At 62.8% G+C, this 14,807-nt stretch carries 11 protein-coding genes; 6 read left to right on the top strand and 5 right to left on the bottom strand.

The window, feature by feature from the left end:
* The first annotated feature begins 13 nt into the window (after positions 1–13).
* From JQ600_RS14105 to JQ600_RS14080, 6 genes are all read left to right on the top strand, one after another.
* Positions 14–736, top strand: a complete 723-nt coding sequence (locus tag JQ600_RS14105; RefSeq protein WP_212385798.1) for a DUF1028 domain-containing protein — start codon at positions 14–16, stop codon at positions 734–736.
* Positions 733–1,785, top strand: a complete 1,053-nt coding sequence (locus JQ600_RS14100) for an ABC transporter ATP-binding protein (protein ID WP_249135892.1) — start codon at positions 733–735, stop codon at positions 1,783–1,785. Before JQ600_RS14105 ends, JQ600_RS14100 begins: the two co-directional genes overlap by 4 nt.
* Complete coding sequence (locus tag JQ600_RS14095; RefSeq protein WP_212385799.1) at positions 1,782–2,873, top strand: ABC transporter ATP-binding protein; 1,092 nt, start codon at positions 1,782–1,784, stop codon at positions 2,871–2,873. The genes JQ600_RS14100 and JQ600_RS14095 overlap by 4 nt, the downstream gene beginning before the upstream one ends.
* Before the next feature lie 32 nt (positions 2,874–2,905).
* A complete protein-coding gene (locus JQ600_RS14090; protein ID WP_212268451.1) occupies positions 2,906–4,417 on the top strand; it encodes an ABC transporter substrate-binding protein in 1,512 nt (503 codons plus the stop codon).
* Positions 4,418–4,565: 148 nt separating this feature from the next.
* Complete coding sequence (locus JQ600_RS14085) at positions 4,566–5,507, top strand: ABC transporter permease (protein WP_192737237.1); 942 nt, start codon at positions 4,566–4,568, stop codon at positions 5,505–5,507.
* Between the two features lie 3 nt (positions 5,508–5,510).
* Positions 5,511–6,398 carry an ABC transporter permease gene (locus tag JQ600_RS14080; RefSeq protein ID WP_212385800.1) on the top strand — a complete coding sequence of 296 codons (888 nt, stop codon included), beginning with the start codon at positions 5,511–5,513 and terminating at the stop codon, positions 6,396–6,398.
* Positions 6,399–6,539: 141 nt separating this feature from the next.
* Here JQ600_RS14080 and JQ600_RS14075 read toward each other — a convergent pair whose 3' ends face one another.
* The 5 genes from JQ600_RS14075 to JQ600_RS14055 all read right to left on the bottom strand — a co-directional run bounded on the left by JQ600_RS14075 (position 6,540) and on the right by JQ600_RS14055 (position 14,799).
* Entirely contained in the window at positions 6,540–7,283 is a 744-nt protein-coding gene (locus tag JQ600_RS14075) for a hypothetical protein (protein WP_212385801.1), read from the bottom strand.
* 19 nt (positions 7,284–7,302) lie between these two features.
* Entirely contained in the window at positions 7,303–8,553 is a 1,251-nt protein-coding gene (locus JQ600_RS14070; RefSeq protein WP_212385802.1) for an adenylate/guanylate cyclase domain-containing protein, read from the bottom strand.
* On the bottom strand, positions 8,550–8,939 hold the full coding sequence (locus JQ600_RS14065) for a response regulator (RefSeq protein WP_212268458.1): 390 nt from the start codon (positions 8,937–8,939) through the stop codon (positions 8,550–8,552). Before JQ600_RS14065 ends, JQ600_RS14070 begins: the two co-directional genes overlap by 4 nt.
* Before the next feature lie 60 nt (positions 8,940–8,999).
* A complete protein-coding gene (locus JQ600_RS14060; RefSeq protein ID WP_212385803.1) occupies positions 9,000–11,582 on the bottom strand; it encodes an ATP-binding protein in 2,583 nt (860 codons plus the stop codon).
* Positions 11,583–11,703: 121 nt separating this feature from the next.
* Positions 11,704–14,799: a MexW/MexI family multidrug efflux RND transporter permease subunit gene (locus JQ600_RS14055; RefSeq protein ID WP_212268463.1), complete on the bottom strand. Its 3,096-nt coding sequence runs from the start codon at positions 14,797–14,799 to the stop codon at positions 11,704–11,706.
* Positions 14,800–14,807: the final 8 nt, after the last annotated feature.

Genomic DNA, 14,807 nt, shown 5'->3' with positions numbered 1-14,807 from the left:
TGTAAGGTTTGAGATGACTTGGTCGATCATCGCGCGCGATCCCGCAACCGGCCAGTTCGGCATCGCGGTCGCGACCAAATTCTTCGCAGTCGGCGCGCGCGTACCGCATGTCGTGGCCGGCATCGGCGGCATCGCGACCCAGGCGCTGGTTAATCCCTATTACGGCATCGACGGCGTGAAACTGTTGAGCCAGGGACGTGAACCGGACGACATCCTCAAGACCCTTGTTGCCACCGACGACGGCCGCGAAAGCCGGCAATTGCACATCATGGACGCGAAAGGCCGCATCGCCGCGCATACCGGCCGCGATTGCGTCGACTGGTGCGGACACATTCAGGGCGACGGCTTCTCGATCGCGGGCAACATGCTGGCCGGCGCCGCCGTGCTCGACGACACCGCAAAAGCCTATGTCGCCAATGCTGGCCTGCCCTTCCCCCGCCGGCTGATCGCCGCGATGCTTGCGGGCGAAGCGGCGGGCGGCGACAAGCGTGGCAAGCAATCCGCGGCGCTGCTGATCCATGGCGAGGAGGAATGGTCCGAGCTCAATTTGCGTGTCGACGACCATACCGATCCGCTGCGCGAGCTCGAGCGGCTGGAAGAAGTGAGCCGCGAGCGCTGGGTGCATTTCCGCGCATTCATGCCGACGCGCAAAAACCCGGCCGGAATCACCGATCGCGCGACCATCGACGCCGGCATCGAGGCCAGCATCAAAGCGGCGGCTGCAGGCAAGGCATGACCTCAAGAGCGTTTTCCAGCGAAGTGGAAACCGGTTCGCGTCAAGAAAACGCGTCAAATCCGGAATCCAGTCCGCTGATCGAGATCGAGGGCCTGCGCGTCGTGTTTCATGGCGACGACGGCCGCGCCACCCATGCGGTCGACGCAGTCGATCTCAGCGTGGCCAATGGCGCGACACTCGGACTGGTCGGCGAATCCGGCTGCGGCAAGAGCGTGACGTCACTGGCCATCATGGGACTTTTGTCGAAACATTCGGCCGAAGTGTCCGGCTCGATCCGCTTCGACGGTTTTGATCTGCTCGACGTCCCCGACGAGACCCTCCGCGACCTGCGCGGCAACCGGCTGGCGATGATTTTTCAGGAGCCGATGACCTCGCTCAATCCGAGCTTCACCATCGGCGACCAGATCATCGAGACCATCCTGCGCCATCGCGGCGGCTCGAAGCGCCAGGCGCGCGAACGCGCGATCGAGCTGTTGCGCCGCGTGCACATCCCCTCGCCGGACAAGCGCATCGACGAATATCCGCACAAGCTCTCCGGCGGCATGCGCCAGCGCGTGATGATCGCGATGGCGCTGGCCTGCGATCCACGTTTGCTGATCGCGGACGAGCCGACCACCGCGCTCGACGTGACCCTGCAGGCGCAGATCCTCGATCTGATGCGCGAGCTGAAAGCCGCGAGCGGTGCCGCGATCATCCTGATCACGCACGATCTCGGCGTCGTCGCCGAGGTCTGCGACGAGGTCGCCGTGATGTATGCCGGCGAGATCGTCGAGCGCGCGCCGGTCGATGAGCTGTTCGCCAATCCGCAGCACCCCTACACGGTCGGCCTGCTCGGTTCGATCCCGCGGCTGGGTCGGCGCGCCTCGCATCTGGCCACCATCGAGGGCATGGTGCCGAACATGGCCAATCCGCCGCCCGGTTGCCGCTTCTCGGCGCGCTGTCCTTTTGTCGCCGACATCTGCGTCGCGGCGCCGCCACCGCTGGCGATCCTCAGCCCCGGCCACGCCTCGCGCTGCATCAGGGCGCCGCTGGAGCGGCTGGTGTCATGACCGCGCTGCTCGAAGTTGAAGGACTCGTAAAACATTTCGTCGCGGGACGTTCGGTGTTCGGCCGCGCCACCGCCTTCGTCAAGGCCGTCGACGGCGTCAGTTTCCGCGTCGAGGCCGGCAAGACGCTGGCGCTGGTCGGCGAATCCGGCTGCGGCAAATCCACCGTGAGCCGGCTGGTGCTGCGGCTGATCGAACCGGACGCCGGCAGCGTTCGCTTCGAGGGCCGCGATCTGCTGGCGCTCGATGCCAATGCATTGCGCAACTTCCGCCGTGACGCGCAGATCATCTTCCAGGACCCTTACGCCTCGCTCAACCCGCGCATGACCGTCAGCCAGATCCTGACCGAGCCGCTGGCGCTGCACGACCTGGTGCCCGCGCCGCGCCGTCGCGAGCGGGTCGAGGAATTGCTGCGGCTGGTCGGGCTGGAGCCGCGCTTTGCGCGGCGCTATCCGCATGAATTTTCCGGCGGCCAGCGCCAGCGCATCGCCATCGCACGGGCGCTGGCGGTGGAACCGAAACTGATCATCTGCGACGAGCCGGTATCGGCGCTCGACGTCTCGATCCGCTCGCAAATCCTGAACCTGCTGCGTGATTTGCAGAACCGGCTTGGGCTCGCCTATATCTTCGTCTCGCACGATCTGGCCGTCGTAAAACACATCGCCGACCGCGTCGCGGTGATGAATCTCGGCGTCATCGTCGAGACCGCGGACGCACAGGCATTGTTTGCCGCCCCGCGGCATCCCTATAGCCGGGCTCTGTTGTCAGCTATTCCCGTACCCAAGCCGCAGGCCAAACGCAGCCGCATCGTGCTGCAGGGCGAGATGCCGAGCGCGCTCGATCCGCCGTCCGGCTGCCGCTTTCATACCCGCTGCCCCTACGTGGTCGAGCGCTGCCGCACCGACGTGCCGCAACTCTTGGCCGACAGCACGGGGCACGCGACGGCCTGCCATCGGATGGCGGAACTGCCGGCGCCTGATAGCATCGTTCCCAGTGATGGCGGCTTTTCACCGGTGCTGGAAAAACTGGTCGCCGCCTTTGGGCGGGCGGAAGGCGCGGGCCGTAACGGGGTTGATATATCAGGGACATGACCGGCAGCAGTGTAATCAAGGGGATTGTTGCGATGAAAATCTTGCGTTTGGCGGTAACTGCGGCAGCTCTGTTGCTGTCGTTCGAGGCGAGTGTTCAGGCCCAGACCACGCTGCGCATCGGCCTGGCCGAGGACCCGGACATTCTCGATCCGACGCTCGGGCGTACCTATGTCGGCCGCATCGTGTTCGCATCATTGTGCGACAAGCTGTTCGACATCGACGAAAAGATCAACATCGTGCCGCAGCTCGCGCTGTCGCATGAGACCTCGGCCGACGGCAAGGAGGTCATCATCAAGCTGCGGCCGGGCGTGAAATTCCACGACGGCGAGCCGCTGGACGCCGAGGCCGCGAAATTCTCGCTCGACCGCCATCTGACCATGCCGACCTCGTTCCGCAAGCCGGAACTGGCGCAGCTCGACCGTGTCGACGTGGTCGATCCCCTCACCATCAAACTGGTGTTGAAGACGCCGTTCTCGCCCCTGATCGCCCAGCTCACCGACCGCGCCGGCATGATGGTTTCGCCAAAGGCCGCGAAGGCCGAAGGCGACAAGTTCGGCTTGAAGCCGGTGTGTGCAGGGCCATACAAGTTCGTCGAGCGCGTGCAGCAGGACCGCATCGTGTTCGAGAAATTCGCCGATTACTGGAACAAGGACGCGGTCAAGATCGACCGCATCGTTTATCTGCCGCTGGTCGACGCCACCGTGCGTCTTGCCAACCTGAAATCCGGCGGCCTCGATCTGATCGAACGCCTGCTCGCCACCGACATCAAGGCTGTGCAGAGCGACCCGAAGCTGAAATTATCCAGCGCCATCGAGCTCGGCTATCAGGGCGTGACGCTGAACGTCGGCAAGGACAAGACCAAGGGACCGCTCAGCCAATCCGCAAAGGTCCGCCAGGCGCTCGATCTGTCGCTCGATCGCGAGGCCATCAACCAGGTGGTGTTCAACGGCGAGTTCAAACCCGGCAACCAATGGGTCAATCCCGACCATCCCTATTACCAGAAGGCATTTCCGGTCCGCGGCCGTGATATCGCCAAGGCCAAGGCGCTGTTGAAGGAAGCCGCCGTCACGGCGCCCGTCAGTGTCGATTTCATGGTGCCGAAGGGCGCGGAAACCGAAGCGGTGGCGCAGGTGATCCAGTCGATGGCCTCCGAAGCCGGCTTCGACATGAAGATCAGGGTCACCGAATTCGCAACCTCGCTGAAACTGGCCGAGTCAGGCGAATACCAGGCGTTCATGCTGGCCTGGAGCGGACGAATCGATCCCGACGGCAATTCCTACGTGTTCCAGAAATCCAACGCGCCACAGAACTACAGCGCCTGGTCCAATCCCGAAGCCGACAAGGCGCTCGACGACGGGCGTCTTGTGACGGATCAGGCGCAGCGCAAGGCCATCTATGAGAAGCTGGCCAAGCTCGTGCTGGAGGAAAAGCCGCTGCTCTACATCTATCACCGCAAGATCCTGATTGCGCATAGTACAAAACTCGAAGGCTACAAGCAGATGCCGGACGGCCTGGTGCGCGTGACCGGGTTGACGCTGAAGTGAGAGGCCGACCCATGCTCACGTGTCCCGGACGCGGTGCAGCGTTATTACGCTGCTCCGCAGAGCCGGGATCTACCGTGCGGCCAGACTGGGTCCCGGTTCAGCAGCGCAACATTGCATGTTGCGCCGCGCCCGGGACACGGGGAAAACCATGCTGAACTTCCTCGGCCAGCGTATCCTGCAGCTGATCCCGACGCTGTTCTTCGTGTCGGTCCTGATCTTTTCACTGCAGCATCTGTTGCCCGGCGATCCCGCGCTTGTCATGGCCGGCGAGGAGCGCGATCCCGAAGTGATCGCGCAAATCCGCGCGCAGTACCGGCTCGATCAGCCGATCCCGATCCAGTACGTCTATTGGGTCAAGGGCGTGCTGTCGGGGGATTTCGGCGAGTCGCTGCGCATCAAGGTGCCGGTGCTGAGCCTGATCGCGCAGAAACTGCCGGTGACGATCCAGCTCGGCTCGATGGCGATCGTGATCGCCTTCCTGATCGGAATTCCCGCCGGCATCGTATCGGCCGTCAAGAAAGGCACGGCGTGGGACTACGGCGCCAACCTGTTCGCGCTGTGGGGCATCTCGACGCCGAATTTCTGGCTCGGCATCATGCTGATCTTCCTGTTCTCGATCGAGCTCGGCTGGCTTCCGGCCTCCGGCTATGTGCCACTGTCGGAAAACTGGCGCGCCAGCCTCGCCTCCACCATCATGCCCGCCTTCGTGCTCGGCAACGCCATCGCCGCGATCCTGATGCGGCACACCCGCAGCGCCATGCTGCAGGTGCTGGAAAGCGACTACGTCCGCACCGCCCGCGCGAAGGGCCTTTCCGAACGTTCTGTGATCCTCAAGCACGCCATGCGCAACGCGCTGACGCCGGTGATCACGCTCGGCGCGCTCGAACTCGGCACGCTGCTGTCGGGCGCGGTGCTGACCGAGCAGATTTTTTCGATTCCGGGTTTTGGAAAATTGATCGTCGACGCGGTGTTCAACCGTGACTACGCGGTCGTGCAAGGCGTCGTGCTGACGACGGCGACGATCTACATCACGCTGAATCTCGTCGCCGATATCGCCTATGTCCTCGTCAACCCGCGGCTGAGGGCATAACCCATGACCGACGTCGCTCTCGGCACCCTTCCAAAAGTCGCCTCCGATGAACTGGAGAGCCCGACCCGGCGCGCGCTGCGGCGGCTGTTCAAGCGCAAGGGCGCCGTGGTCGGCCTCGTCGTGATCGCGCTGTTCGTGGTGCTCTCGCTGTTCGCGCCGCTGATCGTGCCCTATGACCCGATCGCAACCAGTTGGTCGCTGGTGCGCAAGCCGCCGACGTGGCAGCACTGGTTCGGCACCGACGATCTCGGCCGCGATATCCTTGCCCGCGTGGTCTATGGCGCGCGGGCCTCGCTGATGGCCGGCGCGATCTCGGTCGGGATTGCGCTCGGCATCGGCGTGCCGCTCGGCTTACTGTCAGGCTATCGCGGCGGCTTTATCGACGGCCTGATCAGCCGCATCACCGATGCGATGCTGGCCTGCCCGTTCCTGATCCTCGCCATTGCGCTGGCGGCGTTTCTCGGACCGAGCCTCGGCAATGCCATGATCGCGATCGGCATCTCGGCGACGCCGATCTTCGTGCGGCTGACCCGCGGCCAGGTGATGAGCGTCAAGGTCGAGGATTATGTCGAGGCCGCGCGCGCGATGGGCAATCCGCGCTGGCGCATCGCGCTGTTCCATATCCTGCCGAACATCATGCCGGCGCTTCTGGTGCAGGCGACGCTGTCGATCGCGGCCGCCATCATTGCGGAGGCCGCACTGTCATTCCTCGGCCTCGGCCAGCAGCCGCCCTCGCCGTCCTGGGGCAGCATGCTCAACGCCGCGCAGCGCTTCCTGACCAACGCGCCCTGGATGGCGATCTGGCCGGGCCTTGCGATTTTCCTAGTGGTGCTGTCGTTCAACCTGGTCGGCGACGGCCTGCGAGACGCGCTCGATCCACGGGAGCGGTGATACTGAGGATCGGCGGCTCTAACCCCGTCATTGCGAGCGAAGCGAAGCAATCCATCTGTCCACGCGGAGGCATGGATTGCTTCGTCGCTGCGCTCCCATGCGCAAACGCCTTGCGTTTGTCGCAGGCAATGACGACAATTGTTAAACCACAATCTCCCGCAACACCCGCCGGCAATCCATCTCGTATTCGAGGTCGATCACCGGGGGCCTTGCAAAATGCCAGGTCAGGCCCGAACGCGCGGCGCCGCGGCGGACCAGCTCTTCGGCAAACACCGGATGGAAGTCGTGGATCGTGTAGGTCTGTGCCGCCGTCGCATCCTTCCAGCCGAAGCCGAACTCACCCATGCGCTTTTCCATGGCGCCGACCACGTAGCTGACTTTCTCCTTCAACCCGTCGGGGCTGAGGTCGCGGTAACGCACGGTGCGCTCGGCATAGGTCGCACCACCTTCGAGCGATTCGCCGCTGCCTGCGATCACGAAGCTCGGCGTCGTGTTCGCGCTCGGACGCGTGAACGAGAAGGCATAGAATGACGGCTCGGCGGGCGGGTCGATCTCGGGACAAACATTGCTGCGCGCCACCGGGTTGGTGGTGCCGTCATAGATTTCCCATTCGGCGAGCGTTTTGACATAGTGCAGGTTGAAGTTACGGAAACCCTCGTCGGTGAAGGCGGCCGGCGAACGCAGCTCGCAGGCGCAGAACGACATCAACGGCCTGCCCGCGGCCTGAATGTATTTGGCGATCCGGGAAAAGCCTTCGGCCAGCGCCACCGGTTTGTCGAACCGCACCCGCTCGATCTCAAAACCGGGATTGGCTGCTGCGCCGGCCGAATACTGAAACACCGCCGGGATGAACCGGTAATTGCCTGCCACAAAGTCGGTCGTCATATCCGCTCTCCGTTTCTTGTTATTCCAATTGCATGCGGACGCCCTTGGCGCCGTTGAGCAGCCGCTTCAAATGAAAGCCGGCGAGCGCATCGTCGGCATGCGCGCCGACCAGCGCCGCAAAGGCCGGCATTGCCGCCGGGTCACCGGCCTCGAGCTTGGTGAAGGCTTCGGAATATTGCGACGTCGCGGGGCTCTCAAACGCTGCCGCCGTCAACGGCTCATAGGCGCGCAGCGGCTCGCTGCGTCCGCGCAGCACGAGGTCGCCGACCGGCCGGCCGCGGAAATCCCCGGCGCCATCAGCGGCGACCGCGCTGACGCAAATCCGCGTGCCCAGGAACTTGTTGGCGGCCTCCAGCCGCGCCGCCGTGTTGATGGTGTCGCCATAGGCGGTGTAGTCGAAAAACCTGCTGCCGCCGAAATTACCGACCAGCGCGGGACCGGCGTGGACGCCGACGCGCGTGACCCCGAAATTCACGCCCTTTTCCTTCCAGCGCAGGCGAAACTCCTGCGCCCAGCTATCGAGATCGTGAGCGCAGGCGATCGCGCGCCTGGCGTAATCAGGCTGATCCCCCGGCGCGTTGAACAGAACGTGGATCGCATCGCCGATGATCTTGGCGACCGTCCCCTCATGCGCGAACACCACGTCGGTCATGCCGCCCACATAGTCGCCGAGCAGCGTACCCAGCACGTCGGGTGCGGCGGTTTCCACCAGCGAGGTGAAACCGGTGATGTCGGTGAAGATCGCCGCGACCTCGCGCCAATGCACCTCCATGCCGTCGCTGTCGCCGATGGCGGCAAGACGGCTCGCAATCTGCGGCGAGAAATAGCGCGACAGTGAGGCGTGCGCGCGCTCGGCCTCGGCCTGGCGGCGGCGCGCCTCGCGCATCATCTCGACATGGCGGATGGTCTTGTCGATCGTCATTTCCAGATCGCCGAAATCGATCGGCTTGGTTAGGAAATCGAACGCGCCGCGGTTCATCGCGGTGCGGATGTTGCTCATGTCGCCATAGGCGGACACGATGATGGTGGATTTCTTGTCTTCGGCCTCCTGCAGCCTGGCGAGCAGCGACAGCCCGTCCATGCGCGGCATGTTGATGTCGGATACCACCATGTCGACATGCGGGTTCTGCTCGATCGAGGCCAACGCTTCGATCCCGTCATGGGCGAACACAAAGGCTACGATGCCGTCGCGGATCTGACGACGGAATTTCTGCAGCACCAGAGCCTCGAGATCGGGCTCGTCGTCGACGACGAGGATCGTTGCGGTCATGCGGCTTGCCCGAGCCGGGTATCGATCTCGTGGCGCAGCAGCGCAAAATCGATCGGCTTGGTCAAGAGGCCGATCGCGCCGCGCTCGATCGCCTTGCGGCGGGTTTCGGCATCGCCATAGGCGGTGATCATGATGACGGGCACATCAGGCCGCGCCGCGCGCACCTTCGGCAGCATTTCAAGCCCGCTCATGCCGGGCATGTTGATGTCGGACAGGATCAGGATCAGCGACGGGTCACGAACTTCCGCAGCACGCTCCAGCGCCGCAGGCGCCGACGGCGCGAACTCCATCGTAAAGCGACCGGATTTGAGGTCGCGCCGGAACTGCTGCCGAAACAGCGTTTCGACATCGGGCTCGTCATCCACGACGAGGATGTAAACGCTCAATTTTGCCTCCAGTATCATTGGGCATGATCTTACCCGAAAACCGGTCTCCACTTTTCGGGATCATGCCTGCGCTACGCCTTTTCGCGGCAGCGTGATAATGAATTCGGTGAATACATCAGGCTCGGTCCGTACGTCGATCTTGCCCCCGTGCTGTTTCACCACGATGTCGTGACTCATCGATAATCCGAGCCCGGTTCCCTCGCCCGCGGGTTTCGTCGTGAAGAAGGGATTGAACATTTTCTCCTTCACTTCCAAGGGGATACCCGTGCCATTGTCACGAATCCGGATTTCCACCTTGTTGCCGAGGTTTTTCGTCGTCGCCGTCAGAACGGGCTCGAAGCCCTCCTCGCCCGTCTCCTTGCGCTTGGTCGCGGCGTAAAAACCGTTCGAGATCAGATTGAGGAAAACCCGCGTGATTTCCTGCGGATAGAGATCGACCATGCCGGCCTCGGGATCGAAATCGCGCTTGAGCGTGATGTTGAATCCGGATTTTTCCGCCCGCGCGCCGTGATAGGCGAGGTTGAGGCTCTCCTCGATGATCGCATTGATGTCGGCGGAGCGGAGTTCGCCTGATCCCTCGCGCGAATGCAGCAGCATGTTCTTGACGATCGAGTCGGCACGCTTGCCGTGCTGCACGACCTTTTCGAGATTTCCCTTCAGCATATGGGTGAGTTCGTCGATCTCCTCGCGGGTCTTGTCGTCGAGCGCGGCGGGCTTCAGCACATCGTTCAGCTCGTCGATCAGTTCCGCCGACAGCGCCGAGAAATTGTTGACGAAATTGAGCGGGTTCTTGATTTCGTGCGCGATCCCCGCGGTGAGCTGGCCGAGCGAGGCCAGTTTCTCGGTCTGCACCAGGCGGTCCTGCGCGGTGCGCAATTCGTCGAGAGACTCGCTCAGATCCTTGGTGCGTTCGCGCAATTCGCGGAGCAGCCGCGTGTTCTCGATGGCGATCACGGCCTGGTTGGCGAAATTGCTGACAAGCGCGATCTGCTTGTCGGTAAACGGCCGGACCTCCTGGCGATAGATCGCAATCGTGCCGATCAACTCGTTTTCCTTGAGCAGCGGCACGATGACAATGGTCCGGGCCCCTGCAAGATCGGACATTGCAACAACGGCTGGATGGCCTTCGAGATAGGGCTGTTGTGTCCGAAGATCCTCGATTTGGACCGCCTGATGCGTTCTTACAATCGTGCCGAGACCGCTCTTGGGGTGCGGATAGATTGGCTCATCCGCCTGTGCGACATACGCTTGCGGTACATTGAAGAGCGCAACGTTGCGGAAGCTCTTCCCGTCGTACTGATTCATCGTGCCAAAATGCGCGCCGCAGATATGCGTAGCGTTTTCGAGCATCTTCTGGAACACCGGATCCAGTTCGCCCGGAGATGAGCTGATGACTTCCAATACTTCCGACGTCGCGGTTTGCTGTTCGAGCGTCTCTCTCAGTTCCGCAGTCCGTGTCTCGACCTTCTTCTCCAGGTCGGCATAGGATTCCTGCAGCCGCGCGCCCATGTCGTTGAACTGATTGGCGAGGCCTTCGAGTTCGTCGCCGGTCTTGATGTTGATGCGCTGGGCGAAATCGCCGCCGCCGATGCGTTCGGCGCCGGCCCGCAATGCCTGGATCGGGCCGACCATGCGACGTGCCAGGAAAATTCCGGCGAGCACCGCAAGGATCGATGCCGCCGCAAGCAGCAAGGCAAGCCGCTGCAGCGCCTGGTACAGCGAGGCGTAGGCCTCGTTGACCGGCAGTTCGACGAACATCGTCCATCCCAGCGGGGTGATCGGCGCGGATGCTGTCAGCACTTCCTGCCCCTGGATGTTCAGCGCGCCCTGCAATTCAACGGCTTCGCTGGTTCTGCCGGTGCGGGCGGCCTGCACTTGCGTCAGCTTCGACATGTCGGTGTTGCGCAGCACCAGGCTGATGTCGGGATGGGCAATCAGACGTCCCGCCGAGCCGACGACATAGGCGTGGCCGCGCTCGCCGACCTTGATCTGCGAGACAACGTCCCAGATCAGCTTCAGATTGACCTCGGCGATGCTGACACCGGCATCCTTGCGAGTGCCGGCCAGCGATAGCGTCATGTAGGGCTCGGACTCCCGGCGAAAATACACCGGCCCGTAAAACACCTTGTTGGCGACGGCTTCCGTGAATTTCGGGTCCTTGGAAAGGTCGAGGCCGGAGTCGACGACATCCATCGCCAGGCGCGACACCCGCAGGCGTTCCTTGCCGGTGGAATCGACCTGCGACAGCTCAGTGATCGCCGGCACCTGCCGCAGCAGGCGGAGTGCGTCGAACCGGCGATCCTGCAGCGATCCGGCCGACCAGGGCAATTGGGTGGTCCAGCCCAGCTGGCTTTCGATTTCCTTGATGAACTGGCCAATCTTGGCGGCGGCGGCTTCGGCCTGCTCGTGCTGGATCCGGATCAGGGAGGTTTTGTGCTCCCGATAATAGAAGAAAACCTCGAAAATCCCGTTGGAAAGCAGCGCCACGCCCACCACGGCGACGAACAGCGCGACGTATTTGGTGAACAGCCGGCTGCGGGTTTTGGTCCCGGGCGCCCCCTGCGCGGGCACAGCATTCTCCGCGGGCGAAGCAGTCGCCAGCGTGCGCCCCTCAGGAGTGCCGGGATGCAGGGAAATGCTCATCCCGGCCAAGGTATCAAGAAGCCTTGCGCTTGTCTCTTGCCGCACCGCGGCAAGCCGGAGCTCATAACGAAACGGCGGCGATCAGGACCGCCGCCGTCTTCGTCCTATTCGCCTGCCATGCTCAGGTCGGTTTGAGCCCAGGCGTTCCCAGATCGAAATCCGCGATTTCCTTCGTCCGCTGCGAACCAGCCTTGGCCTGGTGGTCGGTGGCCATCCAGACATAGACCGCCGGCAGCACGAACAGCGTGAACAGCGTACCGATCGACATGCCGGAGACCACGACGAGACCAATCGAGAAGCGGCTCGCCGCACCTGCGCCCGTTGCGGTCAGAAGCGGGATCAGGCCGGTGACCATCGCCGCCGTCGTCATCAGGATCGGACGCAGCCGGATCCGGGCCGCCATTTCGATCGCCGAACGCTTGTCGAGACCTTCCTTGAGCTGCAGTTCGTTGGCGAACTCCACCATCAGGATGCCGTGCTTGGTGATCAGACCGACCAAGGTGAGCAATCCGACCTGGGTATAGATGTTGATCGTCGCCATGCCGAAGAACAGCGGGATCAGCGCGCCGACGATCGCCATGGGAACGCTGATCATGATCACCAGCGGATCGCGCAAGCTTTCGAACTGCGCCGCAAGCACCAGGAAGATTATGATCAGCGCGAAACCGAAGGTGATCGCGAGCTGATTGCCCTCCTGCACATATTGGCGGGAATCGGCCAGGTAGTCGTGACCGAAGCCGGCGGGCAACTTCTTGGCTTCACCTTCGAGGAAGTCCACCGCCTGCCCAACCGTCACGCCCGGCATCGGCACCGCCTGGAAGGTCGCGGAGTTCAGCTGGTTGTAATGCGTCAGCGAATTCGGATCGGTCGCGGTCTCGATCGACACGATGGTCGACAGCGGCACCAATTGCCCCGTGTTGGTCGGGACATAGTAACCGCCGAGCGATTCCGGCGACAGCCGCATGCCGCGGGGCACCTGCGGGATCACCTGATACGAGCGCCCCTCGAGGTTGAAGCGATTGACGTAATTGCCGCCCAGCAGAGTCTGCAACGTGGCGCCGACCTGCGCCATGTTGATGCCGAGATCGCTTGCCTTGGAACGGTCGATGTTGACCCGCACCACCGGCTGATTGAAGTCGAGGTCGCTGTCGGAGACGATGAACAGGCCGCTCTTGCGCGCCGCGTCCTTTAGCTTGTTCATCTCCTCATAGACGGCCTGGAAGCCCGCGGTCGAATTGATCACCATCTGCACCGGCAGACCACCGGGCCCGCCCGGGAGCGGCGGCAGGTTGAACGCGAACGCCTGGACGCCTTCGATCTTGCTGATCTCCGCCTGTACCAGCGGCTTCAGCTTGATCGAGGAACGTTCACGCTCGTCCCACGGCTTGAGCAGCATGCCGGCGATCCCGCCCTGCGGCCCATTGATGCCATTCAGGACGAAGCGCAGGTCGGTTTCGGGAAATTTGGCAAACGCCTTGTCGAGCTTGTCGCCGTAGAAGTCGACATAGTCGATGTTGGCGTATTTCGGCGCCTTTGTCACCGAGAACACAATGCCCTGGTCCTCTTCGGGCGCGAGTTCCTTGGCCGTGTTCATATACAGGAACCCGACCAGACCGAGGATCGTCAGCGCGAACACGCCGGTGATCGGGCGATAGTCGAGCGAGCGATCGAGTTGCCTTCCGTACCAGCGCGTCATCGCGCCGAACACCCGGTTGACGATCCTGGCGAAACGCCCCTCTTCGGCGCTCTTGAGCAGGACCGAGCACATCATCGGCGACAGTGTCAGCGCAATCACGCCGGACACGATCACCGAGCCCGCGAGCGTGAAGGCAAATTCACGGAACAGCGAGCCGGTCAAGCCGCCGAGGAATCCGATCGGTGCATACACCGCCGCCAGCGTGATCGTCATCGAGATCACGGGACCGACGATTTCGCGCGCACCCTGCAGTGACGCCTGTACCGGTGTTTTCCCCTCTTCCAGATGGCGATGGATGTTCTCGACCACCACGATGGCATCGTCGACCACGAGCCCGATGGCGAGCACCATCGCCAGCAGCGTCAGCAGGTTGAAGCTGAAGCCCAGCGCCAGCATCAGGCTGCAGACGCCAATCAGCGACAGCGGAATCGTGACGACGGGAATGATGACCGAACGGAACGATGCCAGGAACAGGAAGATCACGACCACGACGATCAGCATCGCCTCGATCAGCGTGTTCTGCACCTCGTCGATCGACGACTGAATGAATTTGGTGGAATCGTAGGCCACCTTCATCTTCATCGAAGGCGGCAAGTTGCGTTCCAGCTCCGGAAACAGCGCACGCACGCCTTTGACCAGCGTCAACGGGTTGCCTTGCGGGGTCGCCTGCACGCCGATGAAGATCGCGCGCTCGCCGCTGAACGCGACACTCGCGTCGGTGCTTTGCGCCGCCAGTTCGACGGTCGCGATATCCTCGACCCGAACAAAGCCGCCGTCCTTGGACTTGACGATCATCCGCTTGAACTGATCAAGGCTCCGCAAGTCGGTATTGGTCGTAATGTTGGAGACGATGAAGTAGCCCTTGGCCTGGCCGGCGGCAGCCTGGAAGTTGTTGGCCTGGATCGCCGCCTGGACATCGCTCGGCGATACGCCGCGCCCGGCCATCTTGATCGGATCAAGCCACAGCCGCATCGCGAATGTCTGGCCGCCCAGAATGTCGGCCGACGCCACGCCGTCGACGGTCGACAGCACCGGCTGAACCACGCGCGTCAGATAGTCCGAGATCGCCGAACCGGACAACTCCTCGCTGGAGAAGCCGAGATACATCACGGCCGTTGTCTGACCGGTTGTCTTGGTCACGATCGGATCGTTGGATTCTTTCGGGATCAGATATTTGACCGAGTTCGTCTTGGCGAGAACTTCGGTCAGCGCCTGGTTCGGATCGAAATTCAGCTTGATGTAGACCTGGATCGTGCTCGTGCCCTGCACCGACGATGACGTGATGTAGTCGACACCTTCGGCGGAGGCGATCGCCTGCTCGATCGGCGTCGTGATGAAGCCCTGAATCAAATTCGCCGACGCGCCCGGATAGACGGTGGTGACGTTGATCACCGTGTTCGACAGCTTCGGATACTGCCGGATCGGCAGGACGCTGGCGGCCCGCAGACCGAGCAAGAGAATCAGCAGGCTGACGACGACCGACAAAACCGGGCGCTTGATGAAAATATCAGTTAAGGCCATCGCTGGTT

Origin of the sequence: Bradyrhizobium sp. AUGA SZCCT0176 (assembly GCF_018130145.1) — a bacterium.
Lineage (GTDB): Bacteria > Pseudomonadota > Alphaproteobacteria > Rhizobiales > Xanthobacteraceae > Bradyrhizobium.
This window is presented reverse-complemented; position numbering and strand designations above follow the sequence as displayed.

Excerpts from the sequence above, each read along its gene's own strand:
- JQ600_RS14080 (WP_212385800.1), top strand. The coding sequence starts at position 5,511 with ATGACCGACGTCGCTCTCGGCACCCTTCCAAAAGTCGCCTCCGATGAA.
- JQ600_RS14060 (WP_212385803.1), bottom strand. The coding sequence starts at position 11,582 with ATGAGCATTTCCCTGCATCCCGGCACTCCTGAGGGGCGCACGCTGGCG.
- JQ600_RS14055 (WP_212268463.1), bottom strand. The coding sequence starts at position 14,799 with ATGGCCTTAACTGATATTTTCATCAAGCGCCCGGTTTTGTCGGTCGTC.
- JQ600_RS14095 (WP_212385799.1), top strand. The coding sequence starts at position 1,782 with ATGACCGCGCTGCTCGAAGTTGAAGGACTCGTAAAACATTTCGTCGCG.
- JQ600_RS14105 (WP_212385798.1), top strand. The coding sequence starts at position 14 with ATGACTTGGTCGATCATCGCGCGCGATCCCGCAACCGGCCAGTTCGGC.
- JQ600_RS14085 (WP_192737237.1), top strand. The coding sequence starts at position 4,566 with ATGCTGAACTTCCTCGGCCAGCGTATCCTGCAGCTGATCCCGACGCTG.
- JQ600_RS14075 (WP_212385801.1), bottom strand. The coding sequence starts at position 7,283 with ATGACGACCGACTTTGTGGCAGGCAATTACCGGTTCATCCCGGCGGTG.
- JQ600_RS14070 (WP_212385802.1), bottom strand. The coding sequence starts at position 8,553 with ATGACCGCAACGATCCTCGTCGTCGACGACGAGCCCGATCTCGAGGCT.
- JQ600_RS14100 (WP_249135892.1), top strand. The coding sequence starts at position 733 with ATGACCTCAAGAGCGTTTTCCAGCGAAGTGGAAACCGGTTCGCGTCAA.
- JQ600_RS14090 (WP_212268451.1), top strand. The coding sequence starts at position 2,906 with ATGAAAATCTTGCGTTTGGCGGTAACTGCGGCAGCTCTGTTGCTGTCG.